Here is a 24,039-nt window from a genome sequence, read left to right on the forward strand (position 1 = left end):
ATGAGCGCCGCCGAGCTGGGCGCGGCCATCCACGCGAAAGACACCACCTCGGTCGAGGCCACCGGCGCCTACCTGGACCGCATCGCCGAGGTCGAGGGCGACGTGCACGCGTATCTGCACACCGACCGCGAGGCCGCGCTGGGCCAGGCGCGCGCCGTCGACGAGCGCATCGCGGCCGGGGAGGACCCCGGACCGCTGGCCGGCGTTCCGGTGGCGCACAAGGACGTCTTCACCACTGTGGACATGCCCACCACCGCAGCCTCGAAGATCCTCGCCGACTGGCGGCCGCCGTATGACGCCACCGTCACCGCACGGCTGCGCCAGGCCGGCATGGTGATCCTGGGCAAGACCAACATGGACGAGTTCGCCATGGGTTCCTCCACGGAGAACTCGGCCTTCCAGACGACGCGCAACCCCTGGGACCTCTCCCGCATCCCCGGCGGTTCCTCCGGCGGCTCATCGGCGGCGGTGGCGGCGTTCGAGGCGCCGCTGGCCACCGGCACCGACACCGGCGGCTCCATCCGCCAGCCCGCCGCGGTCTGCGGCCTGGTCGGCGCCAAGCCCACCTACGGCGGCTCCTCGCGCTACGGCCTGATCGCCTTCGCCTCGTCGCTGGACACCCCGGGCCCCATCGCGCGCAGCGTGCAGGACGCGGCGCTGCTGCACGAGGCGTTCTCCGGCCACGACCCGCGCGACTCCACCTCGGTGGACGCCCCGGTGCCGCCGGTGGTCGAGGCGGCCCGGCGCGGCGACGTCGCGGGCCTGCGCATCGGCGTCGTCCGCGAGCTGGACGGCGAGGGCTACCAGGCGGGTGTGCGGCAGCGCTTCCAGGAGACGGTGGAGCTGTTGGAGTCCCTGGGCGCCAAGGTGGTCGAGGTCTCCTGCCCGAGCTTCGACGCGGCGCTGTCCGCCTACTACCTGATCGCACCCAGCGAGTGCTCCTCGAACCTGGCCCGCTTCGACGCGATGCGCTACGGGCTGCGTGTGGGCGACGACGGCACCCGCAGCGCCGAGGAGGTCATGTCGCTGACCCGCGCCGAGGGTTTCGGGCCCGAGGTCAAGCGGCGCATCATCCTGGGCACCTACGCCCTCTCCAGCGGCTACTACGACGCCTACTACGGCTCGGCCCAGCAGGTCCGCACGCTCATCAAGCGCGACTTCGACGCCGCGTTCGAGAACGTCGACGTCCTGATCTCGCCTACCACGCCCACGACGGCGTTCCCCGTCGGCGAGCGCACCGGCGATCCGATGGCGATGTACCTGGCCGACCTGTGCACGATCCCGACGAACCTGGCCGGCAACGCGGCCCTGTCGGTGCCGTGCGGCCTGGCGCCGGAGGACGGCCTGCCGGTGGGGCTGCAGATCATGGCCCCGGTGATGGCCGACGACCGCACCTATCGGGTGGGCGCGGCCGTGGAGGCGGCGCTGAACGAACGCAACGGCGGCCCTCTGCTGGCGAAGAGCGCGTTCGCGGTGTAGCGGTCGGCCGCGGCGTGCTGGGCCGCTGCCGCAGTACAGCGGCGGCGGACAGGCGAAGACATGCCAAGGGGCTCGGATCCCGCGGGGTCCGAGCCCCTTGCTGTTGTCTCGGCGTTGATCCTCTACCTGTGGTCACGCCGGGCAACCCGTAAGCGAAGCGCCCGCCGCCGCGTGCTCGCGGCGACGGGCGCTACCCGCTGTCCGGACCCGTGGGTGCCGGACAGCGGGGCCGTCTCAGGCGGCCTTAGCTCACGGAGGAGCTGCGGCGCTTGCGGCTCAGGTACATGACACCCGCACCGGCGCCCAGAGCGGCGACCGCTGCGGCGACCAGGCCGCCGAGGGCGGCACCGGTGACCGGCAGGCCCTCGTCGTCGTCACCCGCGGACGGCGGGGTCGACGGGGTCTCGCTCGGGGTGGGCTTGGTGTCAGGGGTCTCGCTGGGCGAGGGGCTCGGGGTGTCGTCCGGGGTCTCGCTCGGCGTCGGGCTCGGGGTGTCGCTCGGCGAGGGGCTCGGGCTGGGCTTGGCGCCCTCGGTCCAGGTGACCTTGGCGGCGGCCTCCGAGGAGATGGTGCTGGTCTCGGCGGTGATGAGGGTCTGGGTCGGCGTCTTGCCCGTGCCCTTGAACAGGCGGCCCATGTGCAGCTCGGTGGAGGAGACGGAGGCGGAGATCTCAGCCTGGCCCGGGGCGGTGCCCTCGGGGATCATCACGCCGAACTCGGTGCCGCTGGCGACCTCGGAGAGCTCGTTGCCCTCGGAGTCGACGAGCTTGATGCCCTCGGGGCCGGAGAGCTTCACCGAGACGGTCTCGGAGCTGGACTCCAGCAGGAACGGGCCCACGGTCTTGCCCGCCTCGCCCTCGGCCTTGGCCGGGGTGATGCTGAGCGAGATCTCGGGCTCCTCGCTCTGCGGCTCCTCGACGGCGTTCTCGACGAGGTAGTCGTAAAGCGCCTTCACCTCGCTGTCGTTGCCGTGCTTCTTGAGCTTGATGCCGTTGCTGAAGTGCCAGATGGCGGCCTGGGTGCCGGCGACGGCGTCCTTCTTGTCCAGCCCGGAGACCTTGCTCTGCTCCGCGAGGCTGGCGATGTCGACCGAGGGGTAGCTGTGCTGGAGGACCCAGTGCACCTTGGCCGGTGCGGAGAACTCGCCCTTGCCGGGGTAGTTCGCCCAGTCGTCTTCCTGGTACTCGGCACCGCCGCGGATCGGGGTCTCGAAGTCGATGCAGTAGGTCTTGAGGACCGTGCCGTCTTCGAGCTCCAGGTTGAACAGCGTCGTGCCGACATCCTTGCCGACGGCCCCTTCAGCGGCGGCCGGGGCGGCGGAGAGCCCGACGGCGAGGGTGGCGGCCGCAGCGGTGGCAGCGAGCTTCGTGACCGCGCGACTGCGGCGCGTGTCGGGCAGGGGGTGACTCATTATGCTCAAATCGTGTCCCGGTGATGTTTAGGGGAAACCGGACAATGCTGTTCTCGCAGTTCAGGGTGCGAACAGCATTCGGCCGACCAGGGGCAGGGCGTCGCGGACGCCGGTTACTGGTGCGGTGCTCGGCCGAGGGTCGATCAGGCGCCCTGGGGGCGCAGTATGCCGATCGCCGAGGACGGTAGCGGGGGCCGCGACGGCGATTTCTCAACTACCGCACCGCCAGATACTAGCGACCCATTTCCGGCCTTCCAACCTGCTTCGCCAAAATATTCGGAATCTGTTCTGTGCTGTCCGTTATTCGAAACCCGCGGGAAGCCGGGGGTCCCGCCCGCCCCTGAGGCGCCCCAGAGGTGCGGATGCGCCGCTCCGTAGGGTGATCGGTCCTTTGCGACGCTCACCGCCCGCGTCCGGTGGTCATCCCTTCACCGCCCCGGTTTCTGGCCGCAACCGGCCACGGTGACATCCCGGCGCGGTCTGAAGCGTCGCGGCGGATCACAGTGAGCGGCGGCGCCGGGCGAGGTACAGTACCGCCGCTCCCACAGCCACGAGGGCCAAGCCCAGAATGAGGAGTGTCCCCAACCAGGTTCCGGTCTGCGCCAGGTGCTCGTCGGGTCGGCGGTCCTCGGCGACGACGACCTCCTCGGGGGAGGGACTGGACGCCTCCGCGGTCGGTCGGGCGGACGGCGCTGCGGACGGCGCCTGGTCCCGCTCGTCGGGCTGCGCCGGCGGTCGGGCGGACTCGGGGGGTTCGGGCCGCGGGTCGGCCTCCGCCGCGGGGGCCTCGGGCACCCAGTCGACCTTCGCCACAGCGGTCGCCGAGGTGACCACGTGGTCGGCCGCGACCAGCGGCTGGGTGCGCACGCCGTCCTTGCCCGCGTACAGCCGCCCGGGCCGCACTTCGGCGTCGGTCACGCGGGCGTAGACGGTGGCCACCCCGGCGGGTGTCTCCGGCGGCAGACGCAGGAAGAACTCCTCGCCGTCGCGGACCAGCTCGACGGCGCCGCCCTCGCCGTCGGTGATCCGGCCGTTCGGCGCGCCGCGCACCCACACGGCCACCGGGCCCGAGGAAGTCGTCTCCACGGTTAGCGGGCCGATCGCCGCTGCGGGGTCGGCGCCCTCGACACGCGCCGGGGCCAGCGCCAGCGTGGCCCCCGGCTCGGCGCCGCCGTTCTCCTCGGCACCGGCCAGCAGATAGTCGTAGAGGTCCAGCGTGGACGCCGCGTTGCCGGCCTGCCGTCCGGTGCCCCGGGCCAGGTTCACGCCGTTGGTGTGGTGCCAGACCGCCGCCTGCGTCGCCGCGATCGCCTGCTCCCGATCGAGCGCGGTCGCGCCGCTGAGCGTGCGCAGCGTCTTGAGGCCGACCTCCGGGTAGGAGTGGCCGGTGATCCAGCTGACGGCGGCGGAGGCGGCGGGGGCGGACCGCGGCACACCGCTGCCGTCCCACTCCGCCTCCGTGTAGGCGGCGCGCGGGTTGACGCTGGTGCTGATGTCCGCGCAGTAGGCGTCCACCGCGACGTCCTCGCCCGCCATCAGCCGGTACAGGGAGGTCTCGGCGGCGCTGCCGTCCGCCAGCCGGACGGTGGCGCCGGGTGCGGGGTCGGGGGCGACGCGGGTGATGCTCTCGGCGGACGCCGGCAGCGGCACTCCGGCCGCGATGGCGAGCGCGGCCGCCGCCGCGAGGCACCGCCGTGCGAATCCGGACATCAGGCGATCCCTCCCCGAGGTGCGGGCCGGTGCGAGACCGGGGGCGGGCACGGGCGGGCAGGGCGAGGTAGGACCGGTCGACCTGCTTCGGCAAGCTCAGGTTAACCGGGCGCCACCCCTCTGACCGGGGCTCCGGCACGAGCCGACGTCGAATCGTGCGCATGCTGTGACATAGCGCTCCTGCCGCGTAATCGCGCCACCACTGAGGGGCAAGGCCGATGTCCGGGCACCATCGGCCCGGCCGCCGGGGCCCGCTGCAGGCCCGCACCGCCGCGGACGTCTCCTTCGCGGGCCGGGCATCGAATAGGCTGCAAGGGGGCGGCCTGCCACCTGCTGCCGGGCGCGTTCGGCGCCGGGCGGGTGCGGCGGCCCGCCGCGATTCCGCCGGTGGGATGGCGGCGACGCTGAACGAGATTGGGACGGTCCCGCCCGGTTCGCCGGAGCGGGACCTCTTCGGATACGGAAACGGGTTGTGCGGCGATGGTTGGCGCGGTAACGAGTAGCCCTGCCAAGAGCGGTGACGGTCCGGCCCCCGTGGCCTTCGACGACGCCATGCGCTCCTATGAGCCGGTGCTCGGGCTTGAGACCCATGTCGAGCTCGGCACGGCCTCGAAGATGTTCTGCTCCTGCGCCACGGCCTTCGGCGCCGACCCCAACACCCAGGTGTGCCCGGTGTGCCTGGCCCTGCCGGGCTCGCTGCCGGTGGTCAACGGGACGGCGGTGGAGAGCGCGATCCGGCTCGGGCTGGCGCTGAACTGCTCGGTGGCCTCGTGGTGCCGCTTCGCGCGGAAGAACTACTACTACCCCGACATGCCGAAGAACTACCAGATCTCGCAGTACGACGAGCCGCTGTGCACCGACGGCTACCTGGACGTGACCGTCGACACCCCCGAGGGTGCACGCGTGGTCCGCGTGGAGATCGAGCGCGTGCACATGGAGGAGGACACCGGCAAGACCGCGCACATGGGCGGCGCCACCGGACGCATCCACGGTGCCGAGTACTCCATCGTCGACTACAACCGCGCCGGCATCCCGCTGCTGGAGATCGTGACCAAGCCGATCGAGCACACCGGCGACCTGGCGCCGCAGGTCGCCCGCGCATACGCCACCGAACTGCGCGACCTGGTGCGCTCGCTGGGGATCTCCGACGTGCGCATGGAGGAGGGGTCGCTGCGCTGCGACGTCAACGTCTCCTTGATGCCGCGCGGCGCCGCCGAGTGGGGCACCCGCAGCGAGACCAAGAACGTGAACTCGCTGCGCTCGGTGGAGCGCGCCGTCCGCTCGGAGATCGAGCGCCAGGCCGGCGTGCTCGGCGCCGGGGAGCGCGTGGTGCAGGAGACCCGGCACTTCCAGGAGAACACCGGTTCCTCGGTCTCGGGCCGCAGCAAGGAGGAGGCCCAGGACTACCGGTACTTCCCCGACCCCGACCTGGTTCCGGTGGCGCCCGGCGCCGAGTGGGTCGAGGAGCTGCGGGCCGGGCTGCCCGAGCTGCCCGCGGCCAAGCGCGCCCGGGTCAAGGCCGAGTGGGGGCTCTCCGACGAGGAGCTGCGCGATCTCGTCAACGCCGAGGCCATCGACCTGGTCGCCGCAACGGTCGAGGCGGGGGCCTCGCCGGACGACGCCCGCAAGTGGTGGCTCAACGAGCTTTCGCGCCGCGCCACCGAGTCCGATGTCGAACTCGCGGCGCTGGCGATCACGCCTGAGCAGGTGGCCCGCGTGGCGGCGCTGGTGTCCGAAGGGACGCTCACCCACAAGCTGGCGCGCCAGGTCGTCGAGGGTGTGCTGGCCGGCGAGGGAGGCCCCGACGACGTCGTGGAGGCGCGCGGGCTGAAAGTCGTCAGCGACGACTCGGCGCTGGGTGCGGCCGTCGACCAGGCCATCGCCGACAACCCCGACGCGGCCGACAAGGTCCGCGGGGGCAAGGTGGCGGCGGCGGGCGCCCTGGTCGGCGCGGTGATGAAGGCCACCCGCGGACAGGCCGACGCCGGCCGCGCCCGCGAACTGATCCTGGAGCGCCTCGGCGCCCAGTGACCGTAGGGCCGACGAGCGCCGCTCGACGAGGGCCCGGACCGGGCAGGGCAGAGGTGGCCGCGGTCAGGTGCCGGCACACGTCCGCGCACGGCCCGGCATGGCCGGTGCGGTCGGTACCGTCCGCACGGGCGCGTGTCCCGAGGGAGGAACCGTGCCCCGACCCCGAAGCGCGCCGAGCGCCGCTTGCGCCGGTCGGGGCGCCGGTTCGGAAGGGGCGGCCCGTGGACACCGGGCCGTCATCCGAGGACGGGGACGAGACGCGCGGCGCGATAAGGGTGCCGTGCGATAGACGGGGGCGGTATGAATCGGGGGAGTCGTTGAACACGGGCGCTTCCGCGGCGGCGGGCGCCGGCAGCGGAAACGACAAGGAGAGATCACCCACGGTGATCATGTCGTCGCCGTGTCTCTGCTGCATCTCTATCTCAGCGTGACCTTGGGTGACTAGCCTTTTCATGCGGGATCCGAAAGACATGCGTCCAGGCGAGTCGGCAGACCGGCGGCGAACCCGAGCCGCTCCCCAATGCGGAGTGGTCGCCACCGAGCCGCACCCCGGGATCCGGTACCCGTCGTCGACGCCCCGGTGCCGAGGGGTCCGGCCCCGAAGCCGCGGCTGCGCCCCGCGGGCCCGATGCGGCCCTCGCGCGCCGACAGTGCGGGAGGAGGAGTCCTTCGTTGACCGCTTCGCCGACCGCACCGTCGAACGCGCGCCCTGTCCGTTCGGCGTGCCGGGCCTCCGGCGCGGACCGGCGGACCGACCGCGGCCGAGGCGTGCGGACACGGGCGCACCTTCGCACCCGCAAGCCGCGCGAGGAGCGGAGCGTGCCTGTCGGCCCCCTCGCTCCTCGACCATCCCCCAGATTCGCCCCGAAGGGCCCGACCGGCCCGCACGACCCGTACGGGGCACGCATTCCGGAAGGAGGCGGGTGCCTTCGCTGCGGCCGCGACGCCGCAGCCGACGCGCCCTACCAGTGATGATCACGGTCGCCGCGGTGGGATCGGTCCACCCGGCCTTCAGCGCACGTCCGGGAGGGGCGCGATGAAGGCCGACTCGCGCATCTGGCTGGGAGCCATCGTCGCCCTCGCGCTGGTCTACGCGCTCGGCGCGCTCGTCAGCGTCGGCGAGGTCAGCCTGACGGCCTGGCTCGGCTCCTGGCCGCCCGCCGTGGCCGCGGCCGCCGCGGCCGGGTCGCTGCTGTACGCCGCGCGCCGCCGGGCCGCCACGACCGCCGACAGCGAGGCCAACGCCGACGGCGCCGACGGCGCGGCCGCGCTGCGCTTCCTCGGCCTGGCGGCGCTCGCCTGGAGCGCCGGCGCCTTCGTCTACGCCGTCACCGGGCTGCTCAGCACCACTGCCGCGGTCTCGCTGAGCTTCGGCGACCTGTTCTCGCTCGTGGCGCTGCCGCTGTTCGTCCTCGGTTTCACCCGGTTCGCGCCGCTGCCGCGGGGGTTCCGGCCGGTGATCCGGCACATGACGGACAGCTACGTGTGCGCGGCCGCCCTTTTCTCGATCGTGTGGCTGCTGCTGTTCGCGCCGCTCTACAGCGCACTGGGCGAGGACGGGGAGTTCCTCGCGTTCGCGCTGGTCTACCCGGTCGCCGACATCGTCGTGCTGTGCCTGCTGGCGCCTCTGGTGTTCACCTCGCCGCACAGCACGCGCCGCGCGGTGCTGCTGGCCATCGGCGCGTTCGTGATCATCTGCGGCGCCGACCTGATCGGCGCGGTGACCCGGCTGACCGGGGTGCTGCCGGCGGGCGGAATCGAGTACCCGGTGCGCTTCCTCGGCTTCGCGCTGCTGGGCAGCCTGCCGTGGCTGATCCGCGACCGGGCGAGCGCCCGCCCGCGCCGGATCACCGGACGCGGCCTCTACCGTTTCGCCCCGGAGATCGCCGCCTGCGGCGCGCTGTTCGTCGCCGCGGTGGTGCTGACCATCGGGGCGCTGCGCGTCGACAATCTCGCGCCCGTCCTGCCGCTCGCGGCGGGCTCCGCGGTGATCGTGCTGCTGGTGCGGATGAGCGGTCTGCTGGAGGAGAACGCGACCCTCTCCCGCATGGTGCACACGCGGGAGCAGCACTTCCACGAGCTGGCCAAGAACAGCGGCGACGTCATCCTCCTCCTCGACTTCGACGCCCGCATCTTCTATGTCAGCCCCGGCGCAGCAGAGGCGTTCGGCTACCGGCTCGACGACCTGCTCACCGAGCCGGTCACCGCCATCGTGCATCCCGAGGACCTGCCCCAGGTCTCCGCGGCCATGGCGGCGTTCGACCGCAGCGGCGGCGAGGGCATCCACCTGCGGCTGCGGGTGCGCGCCGGCGACGGCACCTGGCGCCACACGGAGTCCACCGCCTCGCTGTACGAGCAGCCCGGCGAGCCGGACCGGCTGCTGGTGACCACACGCGACATCAGTGCCCAGGTGGCGCTGGAGGACCAGGTCAACCACCTCACCTTCCACGACGGGATCACCGGTCTGCCCAACCGCGCCTACCTGGAGGAGCGGGCGCGCGAAGTGCTGGTGCGCCGCGAGCGCGGCCAGTACCGGGGCGAGATCGCCGCGATCTTTCTGGACCTGGACGGGTTCACGGCGGTCAACGACTCCGCAGGGCACACCTTCGGCGACTACCTGCTGGCCCAGGCGGGCCGTCGCCTGCGCGCCACCACCGACTCCGGCTTCACCCTGGCGCGGTGGGGCGGCGACGAGTTCGCCGTGCTGATCGAGTACAGCGCCAACGCCCAGCAGGTGGTCGACTTCGCCGAGCGGCTGGTGCGGGCGGTCAGCGCCGAGCCGTTCCAGGTCGCCGACCGCGAGGTGGTGCTTTCCGCCAGCGCGGGCGTGGCGTTCGCCGAGTCGGGCATGGAAAGCGGCGAGCTGCTGCGCAACGCCGATATGGCCATGGCCCGCGCCAAGGAGAACGGCGGAGGCGGGCGGCTGGAGATCTACGCGGCGCACATGCACGCCAAGGTCGTGGGCCGACTGGAGCTGCAGACCGAGCTGCGCCAGGCGCTGGCCAACGGTGACTTCGTGCTGGAGTACCAGCCGGTCGTGGATCTGGAGAGCTCGCAGGTGACCGCGGTCGAGGCGCTGGTGCGCTGGCAGCGCGGCGACGAGCGGGTGCTGCCGGAGGGCTTCATCGGCCCGGCAGAGGAGTCGGGTCTGATCACGCCGCTGGGGGAGTGGATCCTGCGCGAGGCGTGCGAGAAGGTCGCGCTGTGGCGCGCATCCGACTGGGACATCGCGCTGTCGGTGAACCTCTCGGTCAAGCAGATCCTGGCGCCGCGGTTCGTCGAGACGGTGGCGGGTGCGTTGGCCGACAGCGGGCTGCCCGCCGAGGTGCTGACCATGGAGGTCGACGAGGAGGTCCTGCTGGAGGACCAGGGCGAGGCCGTGGAACGGCTGGCCGAGCTGCGCCGATTGGGCGTGCGGCTGGCCATCGACGACTTCGGACTGGGCTACGCCTCGCTGGCCCACTTGCGCGAACTGCGCGTGGACACCATAAAGATCGATCCGTCGTTCATCCGCGACCTCGGCACGGACGGCACCGTCACGCTGCTGACCCACACCATCATCCGGCTCGGCCAGGACCTGGGTGTGCAGGTGGTGGCCGAGGGCATCGAGCGCTCCGAGCAGCTCGAACAGCTGCGCTCGATGGGCTGCGGCTACGGCCAGGGCTTCCTGGTCGCCCGCCCGATGGTGGCCGAAGGCGTGGAGGCCCTGGTCGGCGGGGAGGCGGGGATTCCGCTGTAGGCGGCGGCCGTGCCTGCCGCCGAGTCCGGCCGCCGACTGCCGTAGCAATGCGGCAACGGTCCACTGTGCGGCCTTGCGGTTTGCCGGGCGGCGGGTGGCCTGCACGGAGAAGCAGCGGCGAGGGCGGCGGTGGGCCGGGCCCGAGCCCAACGGGCCGGGTGCCCGCCGGTGGCGCGCCCGACGCCGCGCCGAGCCTGCCTCCAGGGACAGTCTCGACGCCGAAACCGTCCCTGAAGCAAGACTCGGCGGGAATCGGGTGCCGGTATGTCCGTTATGCCGGTTTGGGTGAGGGCTTCGTGAAGAAACGGTCGCCCACAGGCCCTGTGGGCGCCCGTTTCTTCACGAAGGATGGGCGGCGGGCCGCATCCGGGTCGCCTCCGCGCTGCGCGCCCCTCGCCCGGCCCAAGGAGCGGGATCGCACTGGCGCCGGCGGGCAGGGGCCGCCGCCGTCTGCCATCGGCCTCGCGGAAGCTTCGCGTCGGTTTGCGGTGATTGTCCGCTGGTTCGATGTGCTGCTGGGCTGGAATTGTGACCTGGGTCCCATTCGGATTCTGATCCAGTCGTCTCAAATAATGAGACAAAATCGCGTTTCAGTTGACGGGCTCGTATCCCCTCGGTCATTGTTGTTGACGTGCAGAGCAACTTCCTCATTCTCGTACTTGGTCGGCGCGCAGCCAGCTGACCGAGTCTTTCGCTGCGCGCTCCCTCCAACCGCACTCGCGGTGGGGGGTTTTTTGTTGCTCAAGCACTCTCCCGACGACGAGCCCTCTCCGAAGGATTCTTGCGATGACCGAGCAGATGACCGGAGCCCAATCGCTCATCAGGTCACTGGAGCATGCCGGTGTCGACGTTGTTTTCGGGATCCCCGGCGGGGCGATCCTCCCCGCCTACGATCCCCTCTACGACTCGGCCAACGTGCGGCACATCCTGATGCGCCACGAGCAGGGGGCGGGGCACGCGGCCGAGGGCTACGCCTACGCCACCGGGCGCCCCGGCGTCTGCATGGCCACCAGCGGTCCCGGCGCCACCAACCTCGTCACCCCGCTCACCGACGCCCACATGGACTCGGTGCCGATGGTCGCCATCACCGGGCAGGTGGCCACCCCGCTGATCGGCACGGACGGCTTCCAGGAAGCCGACATCTGCGGCATCACGATGCCCATCACCAAGCACAACTACCTCGTCAAGGACGCCGACGACATCCCGGCCACCATCGCCGAGGCGTTCCACATCGCATCGTCGGGGCGCCCCGGCCCCGTGCTCGTCGACATCGCCAAGGACGCGCTGCAGGCGAGTACCGCCTTCAGCTGGCCCCAGCGCCTCGACATGCCCGGCTACCGCCCCGTGACCAAGCCGCACGGCAAGCAGATCCGCGAGGCCGCGCGGATGATCTCCGAGGCGCGCCGGCCCGTGTTCTACGTCGGCGGCGGCGTGCTGCGCTCGGGCGCCGCCCAAGAGTTGCGGGTGCTGGCCGAGCTGACGGGGGTGCCGGTCACCACCACGCTGATGGCGCGGGGGGTCTTCCCCGACAGCCATCCGCAGAACCTGGGCATGCCGGGGATGCACGGCACCGTCGCCGCGGTGGGCTCGCTGCAGAAGGCCGACCTGATCGTGGCCCTGGGCGCGCGCTTCGACGACCGGGTCACCGGCAGGCTCGACAGCTTCGCCCCCGGCGCCAAGGTCGTCCACGCCGACATCGACCCCGCCGAGATCTCCAAGAACCGCCACGCCGACGTGCCCATCGTCGGCGACTGCCGCGAGGTCATCGCCGACCTGGTCGTGGCCGTCCGCAACGACCAGGCGGCCGGCCGCCAGGGCGACTACGCCGCGTGGTGGGCCCAGCTGGACCGGTTGCGCGAGGTCTACCCGCTGGGCTACGAGGAGGCCGGCGACGGCTCCCTGTCGCCGCAGAAGGTCATCCAGCGCCTGGGCGAGATCGTCGGGTCCGACGCCACCTACGTCGCGGGCGTCGGCCAGCACCAGATGTGGGCCGCCCAGTTCATCGGCTACAAGAAGCCCGGCGGCTTCGTCAACTCCGGCGGCCTGGGCACCATGGGGTTCTCCGTGCCCGCCGCGCTGGGCGCGAAGGTCGGCGACCCCGACCGCACGGTGTGGGCCGTCGACGGCGACGGCTGCTTCCAGATGACCAACCAGGAGCTGGCGACGGCCGCCATCGAGGGAATTCCGATCAAGGTCGCCGTCGTCAACAACGGCAACCTCGGCATGGTGCGGCAGTGGCAGACCCTCTATTACGAGGGGCGCTACTCCAACACCGACCTGCGGACCGCCCCGCGCGACCGCGAAGTCCGCGTTCCCGACTTCGTGCGCCTCGCCGAGGCCTACGGTTGTGTGGGGCTGCGCTGCGAACGGGCCGAGGACATCGACGCCACCGTCGAGAAGGCGATGGCGGTCGACGACGCGCCGGTGGTCGTGGACTTCTCCGTCAACCACGACGCGATGGTCTGGCCCATGGTCGGACCCGGCACCAGCAACGACAACATCCAGTACGCGCGCGACATGGCGCCGGACTGGGAGGACGAGGACTAGCGGACCGCACCGGTTCGCCAGAGAGGCGACGACGTCACCATGAGCCAGCACACCCTTTCCGTCCTCGTGGAAGACACCCCCGGCATACTCGCCCGGACATCGGCGCTGTTCTCGCGGCGCGGGTTCAACATCCACTCGCTCAGCGTCAGCACCACCGAGTACGAGGGCCTTTCCCGCATGACGATCGTGGTCAACTGCGACCGCCACCCCTTGGAGCAGGTGACCAAGCAGCTCAACAAGCTGGTCAACGTCATCAAGATCGTCGAGATGGACAACGACGCCTCGGTCCGCAGGGAGCTCCTGCTGGCCAAGGTCAAAGCCGACACCGCCAACCGGGCCGCCGTCATCCAGACGGCCGAGCTCTTCCGGGCCGACATCGTCGACGTCGGCCCCGATGCCGTGGTGATCGAGGCCACCGGAAAGCCCGAGAAGCTCGACGCGCTGGTGCGCAACCTCGAACCGTTCGGCATCAAGGAACTGGTGAAGTCGGGCCTGGTCGCGCTGGGCCGCGGCCCCCGGTCCATCACCGACCGCTCACTGCGCGCGGTAGAGCGCAGCGCGTGAGCGCCGCGGCGGGCCCGCGCCCACAAGGCGCGGTCCGCCGCGACGAGTGTCCGCCCTCCGCGCCCGAGCCGCGGCGCGGCCCCGCCCAGCACGAACCGCACACGTTCTGACACACGCAAGGAGTAAGCCGAAGTGGCAGCAGAGATGTACTACGACGACGCCGCGGATCTGAGCGTCATCCAGGGGCGCACCGTCGCCGTGATCGGTTACGGCAGCCAGGGGCACGCGCACGCGCTGTCGCTGCGGGACTCCGGCGTGGACGTGCGCATCGGGCTCGCCGAGGGCTCCAAGAGCCGCCCGAAGGCCGAGGAGGCCGGCCTCCGGGTCGTCACGCCCGCCGAGGCCGCCCAGGAGGCCGACCTCATCGTCATCCTGGTCCCCGACCACAACCACCGCGATCTCTACGAGAACGAGATCGCCCCCCACCTCAAGGCCGGGGACGCGCTGTTCTTCGGGCACGGCTTCAGCATCCGCTACGGCCTCATCCAGCCGCCGGCCGACGTCGACGTCGCCATGATCGCCCCCAAGGGTCCGGGCCACCTGGTGCGCCGGCAGTTCGAGGAGGGCCGCGGCGTCCCGGTACTCGTCGCCGTGGAGCAAGACCCCTCCGGATCGGCCTGGGGCCTGGCCCTGTCCTACGCCAAGGGCATCGGCGGCACCCGCGCCGGCGCGCTGAAGACCACCTTCACCGAGGAGACCGAGACCGACCTCTTCGGCGAGCAGACGGTGCTCTGCGGCGGCCTGGCGGAGCTGATCAAGGCCGGGTTCTCCACCCTGACCGAGGCCGGCTACCAGCCCGAGGTGGCCTACTTCGAGTGCCTGCACGAGGTCAAGCTCATCGTCGACCTCATGTACGAGGGCGGCATCTCCAAGATGAACTGGTCGGTCTCCGACAACGCCGAGTACGGCGGTTACACCCGCGGGCCGCGCATCATCACCGAGCAGACCCGCGAGGAGATGCGCCGGGTGCTCTCGGAGATCCAGGACGGCAGCTACGCACGTGAGATGGTGGCCGAGTTCGACGAGGGCCGCCCCAACTTCCTCAAGCGCCGCGAGGCCGAGCAGGGCGAGCCGATCGAGCAGGTGGGCGCCGAGCTGCGCCCGCTGATGAGCTGGCTGAAGGGATAGCCGGCACCGGCACCGCCCGGCGGCACCCGCGGGCGCCGCCGGGCCGGGTTCGAGCGCCCGCGTGCCGCGCCGCATCGCCCACCGGGCACGGCGCTGCGCGCGGGGGCGGCGCGCAGGTGGCCGCCCCGGTGCCGCCGATGCGGCGCCCGCCGCGGCCCGAGGCCGCATCGTCCCTGGTCGCGGCGCCCTCTTCCGGTTTTTCGGGACCCTTTCCGAGTGCGAATCCCACCGGCGCACTAGACTTTTCGTGGCCGTCACATCCGAACGAGCCCCACCGATGTGGGAAAGGACCAGCCGCGAACACGCGGCCACGCCGCAACCCGAATAAGGAAGCAAGCTGTGCCTAAGCCCTCCGTTCTCGTCGCGGAAGAACTCTCCCCCGCCGGTCTCGCGCTGCTGGAAGGCGACTTCGAAGTCCGCCACGCCAGCGGCGCCGACCGCTCCGAGCTGCTGCCGGCTCTCGCCGACGTCGACGCCCTGATCGTGCGCAGCGCGACCCAGGTCGACGCCGAGGCGCTGGCGGCCGCACCCCGGCTCAAGGTCGTGGCGCGCGCCGGAGTGGGGCTGGACAACGTCGACGTCGATGCGGCGACCAAGGCCGGCGTCCTCGTCGTCAACGCGCCCACATCCAACATCATCAGCGCCGCCGAGCAGGCCATCAACCTGCTGCTGGCCACCTCCCGCAACACCGCCCCCGCGCACAACGCCCTGATCAACGGTGAGTGGAAGCGCTCGAAGTACACCGGTGTCGAGGTCTACGACAAGACCGTCGGCGTCGTCGGGCTGGGCCGGATCGGCGCGCTGGTGGCGCAGCGGCTCGCGGCCTTCGGCACGCACATCATCGCCTACGACCCCTATGTGCAGCCCACTCGCGCGGCCCAGATCGGCGTCGAGATGGTGACGCTGGACGAACTGCTGCGGCGCAGCGACTACATCACCATCCACCTGCCCAAGAACAAGGACACCCTCGGCCTCATCGGCGACGACGCGCTGTCGAAGGTGAAGCCGAGCGTACGCGTCATCAACGCCGCTCGCGGCGGCATCCTCGACGAGGACGCGCTCTACCGCGCGCTCAAGGACGGCCGCGTCGCCGGCGCGGGCATCGACGTGTGGGCCTCCGAGCCCAACACCGACAGCCCGCTGTTCGAGTTCGAGAGCGTCGTGGTGGCCCCGCACCTGGGCGCCAGCACCGCCGAGGCCCAGGAGAAGGCCGGCACCCAGGTCGCCCGCTCGGTGAAGCTGGCGCTGTCGGGCGAGTTCGTCCCCGACGCGGTCAACGTGCAGGGCGGCGCGGTCGCCGAGGACGTCAAGCCGGGCCTGCCGCTGACCGAGAAGCTCGGGCGCATCTTCACCTCGCTGGCGCGGGGCGTGGCCGACCGCATCGACGTCGAGGTCCGCGGCGAGATCGCGGCCTACGACGTGAAGGTGCTGGAGCTGGCCGCGCTCAAGGGCGTCTTCGGCGACGTGGTCGAGGAGGCGGTGACCTTCGTCAACGCGCCGCTGCTGGCCAAGGAGCGCGGTGTCGAGGTGAACCTGGTCACCAGTGAGGACCACTCCGACTGGCGCAACCTCATCACGGTGCGCGGTCTGCTGCCGGACGGCCAGCGGGTGTCGGTCTCGGGCACGCTGTCGGGCCCGCGCCACCACGAGAAGCTGGTGGAGATCAACGGTTACACCATGGAGATCCCCGTCAACGAGCACATGGTGTTCCTCTCCTACGTCGACCGGCCCGGCATCGTGGGCAAGGTCGGCGCGCTGCTGGGCGAGGCGCGGATCAACATCGCGGGCATGCAGGTCAGCCGCGACACCGAGGGCGGCACGGCGCTGATCACGCTGACCGTCGACTCCTCGATCCCCGACGCCACGCTGGAGTCGATCTCCACCGAGATCGAGGCCGAGAAGACCCGCCAGGTCGACCTCGGCGAGTAGGCGACCGCCGCGGCCGCGGCGGTCGTTCTCCGAGCCGGGGGACCGGGAAAGCGGCCCGTTTCCGCACGCTGAGGGCCGTCCGCCGCCGCGCGGACGGCCCTCAGCGGCTTCCTGCCCCGCGTGTGCACCGCACCACCGCGGCCTCCGAGCGAACGCGGCCGCAACATCTGGCGAATTGATCGGACGTCCGATAGTCTGTCGTCCTAGGAGATAGGCGTGCAGTGACAATCCTGCCGACGCCTCGCGCACGGCCCGCCCGGCACACCGGGGACCGCGGCCACCCGGCATCATCCTCGCCCGGGTCCGGTGCGCACGCCTGCCCGCTCCCGCCTGTCGTCCGGGCCGCGGTCGCAACCGCCCGGGCGGGCGATACTCCTGGCTGTTCCACGATCTGCCGCACAGTGCACGTGGCGTTCCGCCGGCCCGGCGGTGCGCTCGGCCCGGCGGCCGATCGGGCCCGGACCTCCGCAGTACGCCAGTAGGCATCGAGAATCCGCCGCGCGGCCCCGACGCCGCGCCGGCATCTGGAGGACCGCCGTGTACGACACCGCACCCGCCCCTGCGCCCGCCCCCGCCCAGGACGAGTCCGAGGCCGCCGAGGCGACCCGCGCCGTCCAGGTCGCGCTGGACCGCCGCGACAACGGAGGCTCCGCGGGACGCTAGTCTTGTCTCACTGACCGTTTTTCTGGTCTCAGCATGTGAGAAGCATCTTGGTCCCCGGTCCGCTGGGACACCGGGTGCGGCCGCCTCGCGCTGGGGCCGGTCCACGACGAAGAGCTGAGTAGAGGCTGGGCTGCTAATGGCTGCGCGCACCGTGAAGTTGGCCGTCATCCCCGGTGACGGAATCGGCCCCGAGGTGGTCGCCGAAGGACTCAAGGTCCTCACCGCCGCCGCGTCGGAGCACGGCGTCGCCTTCGACACCACCGAGTACGAACTCGGCGCCCGCCGGTGGCACGCCACCGGCGAGACGCTGCCCGACTCGGTCGAGGCCGAGCTGCGCGGCCACGACGCCATCCTGCTCGGCGCGGTGGGCGACCCCGGCGTGCCCAGCGGCGTGCTGGAGCGCGGCCTGCTGCTGCGGCTGCGCTTCGCCTTCTCGCACTACGTCAACCTGCGCCCGGTGCGGCTGTACCCCGGGGTCGGCACGCCGCTGGCCGGCGTGCAGCCCGAGGACATGGACATTCTCGTGGTGCGCGAGGGGACCGAGGGCCCCTACGCCGGCATGGGGGGCGTGCTGCGCAAGGGGACCCCCGGCGAGATCGCCACCCAGGACAGCGTCAACACCCGCCTGGGTGTCGAGCGCGTGGTGCGCTACGCCTTCGCCAAGGCCGCTGAGCGTCCGCGCAAGAAGCTCACCCTGGTCCACAAGGACAACGTGCTGACCTTCGCCGGCGAGCTGTGGCAGCGCGTGGTGCGCGAGGTCGGCGCGGAGTTCCCCGACGTCTCCGTCGACTACTCGCACGTCGACGCCGCGGCCATGTTCTTCGTCTCCCAGCCGCAGCGGTTCGACGTCGTGGTCACCGACAACCTTTTCGGCGACATCATCACCGACCTCGGTGCGGCCGTGGCCGGCGGCATCGGCCTGGCCGCCAGCGGCAACATCAACCCGGAGAACGACTTCCCGAGCATGTTCGAGCCCGTGCACGGATCGGCGCCCGACATCGCCGGCCAGGGCAAGGCCGACCCCACTGCCACCGTCCTGTCGACCGTGATCATGCTGAACCACCTGGGCCTGCACGACGCGGCGCGCAGGGTCGAGCGCGCGGTCGCCGAGGACCTCCAGGCCCGCGCCAAGAACGGCGTCGACGAGCGCTCCACGTCGGCCATCGGCGACGGCATCGCCGAGCGAGTAGCCGGGCAGGGCTGAGCGCGCTTCGCCTCGGCCCTGCTGGTTTCGGATCGGCGCGGCCGGGGCGCGAGGCACTGCTGGACATCCACCCCGCAGCGGGCGTGCCGATCCACGGCGCGCCCGCTGCGCTCGCGCGGCCGGGGCCCGCCCGCGGCCGCCTCTTCGCGCCTTGGCGTGCGAATCCGGCCGGGTCCGCGGCCTGTGGAGCCCTATGGCAGGGGGTGCGTCGTTTCCGTCACACTGGAATCCGGGGCGGCAGTGCTGCCGCCTCGCTGTACGGAGAGGACCTGACCACCCATGAACAGCAGCACCACCACAAGCGGGTTGACGTTCGACGTCCGGCTGTCGGCCCAGCGGAAGACCCCGCAGGAGCGCGCACAACTGCTGGACAATCCCGGGTTCGGAACCGTGTTCACCGATCACATGGTCGCCATCGACTACACCGAGGGCGAAGGCTGGTACGACGCCAGGCTGGAGCCCTACGGGCCGCTGACCCTGGACCCGGCCACAGCGGCCCTGCACTACGCCCAGGAGATCTTCGAAGGGCTCAAGGCGTACCGGCATCCCACCGGCGAGGCCGCCTGCTTCCGGCCCGACGCCAACGCGGCGCGGCTCAACCGCAGCGCACGCCGCATGGCCATGCCGGAGCTGCCCGAGGAGCTGTTCCTCGGTGCCATCGAGACCCTGCTCCAGCACGACTCCGAGTGGATCCCCACGCAGCCCAACAGCAGCCTGTACCTGCGGCCCTTCATGTTCGCCACCGATGTCGGGCTGGGGGTGAACCACCCCTCGCGCAGCTACCGGTTCGTGCTCATCGCCTCGCCGTCGGGCCCGTACTTCTCCGGCGGGATCAAGCCGGTCACCGTGTGGCTGAGCGAGGACTACACGCGCGCGGCGCCGGGCGGCACCGGTCAGGCCAAATTCGCCGGAAACTACGCCGCCAGCTTCGTCGCCCAGTCCCAGGCGGTGGAACAGGGCTGCGACCAGGTGGTCTGGCTGGACGCGAAGGAGCACCGCTGGGTCGAGGAGATGGGCGGGATGAACCTGTTCTTCGTCTTCGGCTCCGGCGACGACGCGCGGCTGCTCACGCCTCCGCTGACCGGAACCCTCCTTCCGGGCATCACCCGCGATTCGCTGCTGAGTCTCGGCCCCGAGCTCGGCTTCCCGACCGAGGAGTCCCCGATCTCCACCGAGGAGTGGCGCCGCGCCGCGCGCAGCGGCGAGCTGACCGAGGTTTTCGCGTGCGGCACCGCCGCGGTGATCACCCCCGTCGGCCACGTCAAGAGCAAGGACGGGGAGTTCACCATCGGCGACGGCGGAGCCGGCCCGGTCACGATGGGACTGCGCGAGGAGCTCGTCGCCCTGCAGTACGGCACCCGCCCCGACACCCACGGCTGGGTGCGCATCTTCGACTGAGGCGTTCCGGACGGCACCGGTCCGCCCGCCTTCTCCGGCGCCGCCGCGGGGTGCGGTCGGCGGCCGAGCGGGCGGGCGGCCGGGCCGGTCCACCCCGGTTTCCCCGGTGCCAATCGAGTCCGAGACCAGGAAGAACACCGAAATCGTCTCGCTATGTGAGATGAGTGTGTCGACTATGCGAACTCCGGCACGCACGTGTGGCACACTGATGAACGTGCCGTCTCAGGTGATCATTATCGTGAGGCGCGCTGGCTGAAAACGGACCTCGCCAGCGCGCAGACCTCTCGTGTCCACGAGGGGTCTTTTTTATTTGCCGGCGGGGCCGCGACCACGACAGCACACCACATCCGGGAGCTCGCACCCATGCCTGACGACCGTTTCCACGTCTTCGACACGACGCTGCGCGACGGCGCCCAGCGCGAAGGCATCAACCTCACCGTCGCCGACAAGCTCGCCATCGCCAAGCTCCTCGACGAGTTCGGCGTGCGCTTCATCGAGGGCGGCTGGCCGGGAGCGAACCCGCGCGACACCGAGTTCTTCGAGCGCGCTTCGAACGAGCTGACGCTGCAGCACGCGCAACTCTGCGCGTTCGGCGCGACCCGCCGGTCCGGGGTGCGGGCGGCCGACGACCCCCAGGTCGCCGCATTGCGCGAATCCGGTGCGCCGGTGGTCACCCTGGTCGCCAAGAGCGACACCCGCCACGTCGAGCGCGCCCTGCGCACCAGCGGCGAGGAGAACCTGGCGATGATCGCCGACACGGTCTCCCACCTGCGCGAGCACGGTCGGCGCGTCTTCCTCGACTGCGAGCACTTCTTCGACGGCTACGTCCACGACTCCGCCTACGCCACCAACGTCGTGCGCACCGCCGCCGAAGCCGGCGCCGACGTCGTCGTGCTCTGCGACACCAACGGCGGGATGCTGCCGGCCGACATCACCCGCATCGTCGGCGAGGTCGCCGAGGCCACCGGCGTGCGGCTGGGCATCCACGCCCAGGACGACAGCGGGTGCGCCGTCGCCAACACGCTCGCCGCGGTCGACGCCGGTGCCACCCACGTGCAGTGCACCGCCAACGGCTACGGGGAACGGGTGGGCAACGCCAACCTCTTCTCGGTGGCGGGCGCGCTCGCGCTCAAGCAGGGGCGCGACGTGCTGCCGGAGGGCTGCCTGGAGCAGATGACCCGGGTCTCCCAGGCCATCGCCGAGATCGTGAACATCTCGCCCGCCACCCACCAGCCCTACGTCGGCGTGTCGGCGTTCGCGCACAAGGCCGGACTGCACGCCTCGGCGATCAAGGTCGACCCCGACCTCTACCAGCACATCGACCCCGCGCTGGTGGGCAACGACATGCGGATGCTGGTCTCCGACATGGCCGGGCGCGCCTCCATCGAGCTGAAAGCCAAGGAGCTGGGCTTCGACCTCTCGGGCGACCGCGAGCTGCTGGGCCGCGTCGTCGACCGCGTCAAGGAGCTGGAACTGAGCGGCTACAGCTTCGAGGCCGCCGACGCCTCGCTGGAGCTGCTGCTGCGCGAGGAGCTGGGGCGTGCGGTGCGCTACTTCGACACCGAGTCCTGGCGGGTGATCGCCGAGCGCCGCGGCAAGGGCGAGACACCCCAGGACGCCGCAGCCAGCGAGGCCACCGTCAAGCTGCACGTCAAGGGCGAGCGGGTGATCGCCACGGCCGAGGGCAACGGCCCCGTCAACGCGCTGGACCGGGCGCTGCGCAGCGCCATGGAGGGCGTCTACACCGCGCTGGCCGGGCTGGAGCTGACCGACTACAAGGTCCGCATCCTGGAGGGCAACTCGGGCACCGGCGCCGTGACCCGCATCCTGGTGACCTTCGGCGACGGCCGCGGCGAGTGGACCACCGTCGGGGTCGGCGAGAACGTCATCGACGCCTCCTGGATCGCGCTGGAGGACGCGCTGACCTACGGTCTGCTGCGCCAGGGCTACCCGCAGGACTGAGCACCGCACCGGCGGCCGCGCCCCCGGCGGGCGCGGCGGTGTCCCGGTCGGCGCGGTCAGACAGGAATCAGTCCTGCACCCACCCGTTGGCCTCGCAGCCCTGCAGCCCGAACGTCTGCTGCTGCATGACCGGGGCGGGCTCGCCCTTTGCGGGGCAGTCGACGTGGCCGTGGCCCAGCGCGTGGCCGACCTCGTGGTTGACCACGTAGATGCGGTAGGTGCGCAGGTCGCCGTCGAAGTGCGGCACTCCGGAGACCCACCGGTTCTGGTTGATGACGGCCCGGCCGCCGTTGGTGCAGGAGACGCGGCCCATCGTCTGCAGCGGAGCGCACAGCCGGTCGACGGTCTCGGGCGCGGCGAGGGCCACCCGGAAGTCCACCGGGCCCTCGTCGACGCGCTGCATGGACAGGTTCTCCGCGCCGCGCCAACCGCGCTTGTCCGCGAGGATCTGCTCGACGGCCGCCGCGAAGTCGGCGGCCTCGCCCGGCAGGCCCTCCTCGACCTCCACGAGGTAGCGCCGCCGCGAACCCTCGCCCGCCGGCTCGGTCTCGCCCGGAACGACCTGGAGGTCGCCGCTCGCCTCCTTGACCTCGTCCTCCACGGAGCGCATGACCGCGGGCAGTTCGTCGCCTTCGCCGCCGCGGGCGCCGGGCGAGGCGGGGCTCTGCGAGGGCTCGCCGGAGGCCGATCCCTCCGCGGAGCCCGAGGGCGTCTCCGTGTCCTCGCCGCCGCGGCCGCCGTCTCCGCCCTCGGCGCGCTGCCCGTCCTCGGCGGCCTGCGGGGCCGTCGCGGTGGCCGAGGCGGAGGCGTCGCCGGCGCCCTCGCCCAGCGGTGCGGAGGAGGAGCTGCCGGCCTCCTCGGTCAGCTGCGGCGCCTGCTGGTCCAGGACCAGCAGACCGCTTCCGGCGGCGATGACGGCCAGGCCCAGCAGCAGTTCCAGGCCGAAGAGGCGTCGACGGCGCGGTCCGCGGCGGTCGCGGAGCGGGTTCGACGAAGGATGGGACAAGCGGTGGCCTTTCTCCGGCTCGGTGCTTCGGCGCCGTAGGAGTCCCGGCGGCCGACGGCGCGTGGCGCCGCAGCGGGAAAGCGTCCGGAACCCGTACTAGCATCGCAGAAACGGCAAGGAAATCGCGCGTCTTCCTTTGTGTCCGAAACGTCCGTGCCGTCCCCGTATTCGGTATACCCGCGAACTACCGGGCGCGCCCGTGCCCGCGTCGCCTGGGTACGCTGGTCGGCGGACGAACCCGGTTGACCCAGGCAAGGACAGGCAGGCAGCAGACGTGCGCATCGCAAGATTCTCCGTGGGCGACGATGTCGGATACGGCTTGATCGACACCGACGAAGGCGGAACTCAGCAGTACGTGTCGCGGATCAGCGGGCACCCGCTGATGGGCCAGATCCAGCTCACCGGCGAACGCGCCAAGATCGAGGACCTGCGCCTGCTGTCGCCGGTGCTGCCGAGCAAGGTGGTGTGCATCGGCAAGAACTACGCCGACCACGTCGCCGAGATGAGCGACATCACCGGCGAGACCACGGAGGAGCCGGTGGTCTTCCTCAAGCCCTCCACCGCGGTCACCGGCCCCGGCGACCCGGTGTTCTACCCGCCGATCTCCCAGCGCGTCGACTTCGAGGGCGAACTGGCGGTGGTGATCGCCCGCCCCTGCCGCGAGGTCCCGCCCGAGCGCGCCAAAGAGGTGATCTTCGGCTACACCGTCGCCAACGACGTCACAGCGCGCGACCTGCAGAAGTCGGACAAGCAGTGGACGCGCGGCAAGGGCTTCGACTCCTTCTGCCCCATCGGCCCGTGGATCGAGACCGGCCTGACCCTGGAGGAGGCCGGCGACCTGCGCGTCACGACCACCGTCGACGGCGAGCTCCGCCAGGACGGCCGCACCTCCCAGTTCATCCACGACATCCCCGCGGTCATCTCCTACGTCAGCTCGTTCATGACCCTCCTCCCGGGCGACGTACTACTCACCGGAACGCCGGCGGGCGTCGGCCCGGTCGAAGTCGGCTCCGAAATGACGGTCTCCGTCGAGCGAGTGGGCGAACTGAGCAACCGCGTCATCACCCGCGACTGAGTTCCGGCGGCACCTCCGCGCGCCGCCCCTTCCGCGGACTCCGCGGACTGCGCCAAGGGCCCCGGTAACCGTTCCGCCCGTCCCGGATCGCGAGACACCTGACCGGGATGATCGAACGGTATTGGATGGGTTTGCCGAGCCCCCGGAGTCACAGCCGAAGGGGTGGCGCTGCGTCAGGTCCGCTTTGTTGACC

The 24,039-nt window shown here is 71.5% G+C and carries 15 protein-coding genes; 12 read left to right on the forward strand and 3 right to left on the reverse strand.

Annotated features, from left to right (window positions below; genetic code table 11):
* A complete protein-coding gene (gatA, locus tag EKD16_RS05605; protein WP_131102086.1) occupies positions 1–1,479 on the forward strand; it encodes an Asp-tRNA(Asn)/Glu-tRNA(Gln) amidotransferase subunit GatA in 1,479 nt (492 codons plus the stop codon).
* A gap of 244 nt (positions 1,480–1,723) precedes the next feature.
* On the opposite strand, the gene EKD16_RS05610 is transcribed toward gatA, so the two are convergent.
* Positions 1,724–2,890: a thioester domain-containing protein gene (locus EKD16_RS05610; protein ID WP_131097411.1), complete on the reverse strand. Its 1,167-nt coding sequence runs from the start codon at positions 2,888–2,890 to the stop codon at positions 1,724–1,726.
* A gap of 498 nt (positions 2,891–3,388) precedes the next feature.
* Positions 3,389–4,600 (reverse strand): thioester domain-containing protein, encoded by a 1,212-nt coding sequence (locus tag EKD16_RS05615; RefSeq protein WP_131097412.1) that lies wholly within the window; start codon positions 4,598–4,600, stop codon positions 3,389–3,391.
* Between the two features lie 480 nt (positions 4,601–5,080).
* Here EKD16_RS05615 and gatB point away from each other — a divergent pair, with 480 nt between their 5' ends.
* From gatB to cimA, 10 genes are all read left to right on the forward strand, one after another.
* Positions 5,081–6,631, forward strand: a complete 1,551-nt coding sequence (gatB, locus tag EKD16_RS05620) for an Asp-tRNA(Asn)/Glu-tRNA(Gln) amidotransferase subunit GatB (protein ID WP_165498500.1) — start codon at positions 5,081–5,083, stop codon at positions 6,629–6,631.
* Positions 6,632–7,667: 1,036 nt separating this feature from the next.
* Positions 7,668–10,370, forward strand: coding sequence for a putative bifunctional diguanylate cyclase/phosphodiesterase (locus tag EKD16_RS05625; protein WP_131097414.1), 2,703 nt, complete (start codon positions 7,668–7,670; stop codon positions 10,368–10,370).
* A gap of 786 nt (positions 10,371–11,156) precedes the next feature.
* Positions 11,157–12,917: an acetolactate synthase large subunit gene (locus EKD16_RS05630; protein ID WP_131097415.1), complete on the forward strand. Its 1,761-nt coding sequence runs from the start codon at positions 11,157–11,159 to the stop codon at positions 12,915–12,917.
* A gap of 39 nt (positions 12,918–12,956) precedes the next feature.
* Complete coding sequence (gene ilvN / locus EKD16_RS05635; RefSeq protein WP_131097416.1) at positions 12,957–13,481, forward strand: acetolactate synthase small subunit; 525 nt, start codon at positions 12,957–12,959, stop codon at positions 13,479–13,481.
* 132 nt (positions 13,482–13,613) lie between these two features.
* Positions 13,614–14,609, forward strand: coding sequence for a ketol-acid reductoisomerase (gene ilvC / locus EKD16_RS05640; protein ID WP_207391438.1), 996 nt, complete (start codon positions 13,614–13,616; stop codon positions 14,607–14,609).
* Positions 14,610–14,948: 339 nt separating this feature from the next.
* A complete protein-coding gene (gene serA / locus EKD16_RS05645) occupies positions 14,949–16,538 on the forward strand; it encodes a phosphoglycerate dehydrogenase (protein ID WP_131097417.1) in 1,590 nt (529 codons plus the stop codon).
* 537 nt (positions 16,539–17,075) lie between these two features.
* Positions 17,076–17,201 carry a hypothetical protein gene (locus tag EKD16_RS26320; protein WP_278248927.1) on the forward strand — a complete coding sequence of 42 codons (126 nt, stop codon included), beginning with the start codon at positions 17,076–17,078 and terminating at the stop codon, positions 17,199–17,201.
* A gap of 136 nt (positions 17,202–17,337) precedes the next feature.
* A complete protein-coding gene (locus EKD16_RS05650; RefSeq protein ID WP_131097418.1) occupies positions 17,338–18,405 on the forward strand; it encodes a 3-isopropylmalate dehydrogenase in 1,068 nt (355 codons plus the stop codon).
* Between the two features lie 279 nt (positions 18,406–18,684).
* Complete coding sequence (locus EKD16_RS05655) at positions 18,685–19,803, forward strand: branched-chain amino acid aminotransferase (protein WP_131097419.1); 1,119 nt, start codon at positions 18,685–18,687, stop codon at positions 19,801–19,803.
* A 363-nt stretch (positions 19,804–20,166) separates the two neighbouring features.
* Complete coding sequence (gene cimA, locus EKD16_RS05660; protein WP_131097420.1) at positions 20,167–21,765, forward strand: citramalate synthase; 1,599 nt, start codon at positions 20,167–20,169, stop codon at positions 21,763–21,765.
* 67 nt (positions 21,766–21,832) lie between these two features.
* Here the strand turns inward: cimA and EKD16_RS05665 are convergent, their stop codons facing one another.
* Complete coding sequence (locus EKD16_RS05665) at positions 21,833–22,771, reverse strand: DUF3152 domain-containing protein (protein ID WP_242677247.1); 939 nt, start codon at positions 22,769–22,771, stop codon at positions 21,833–21,835.
* 274 nt (positions 22,772–23,045) lie between these two features.
* Between EKD16_RS05665 and EKD16_RS05670 the strand changes: the two genes are divergently transcribed.
* Complete coding sequence (locus EKD16_RS05670; protein WP_131097421.1) at positions 23,046–23,846, forward strand: fumarylacetoacetate hydrolase family protein; 801 nt, start codon at positions 23,046–23,048, stop codon at positions 23,844–23,846.
* The last annotated feature ends 193 nt before the right edge of the window (positions 23,847–24,039 follow it).

It is taken from the genome of Streptomonospora litoralis, assembly GCF_004323735.1.
Classification (GTDB): domain Bacteria; phylum Actinomycetota; class Actinomycetes; order Streptosporangiales; family Streptosporangiaceae; genus Streptomonospora; species Streptomonospora litoralis.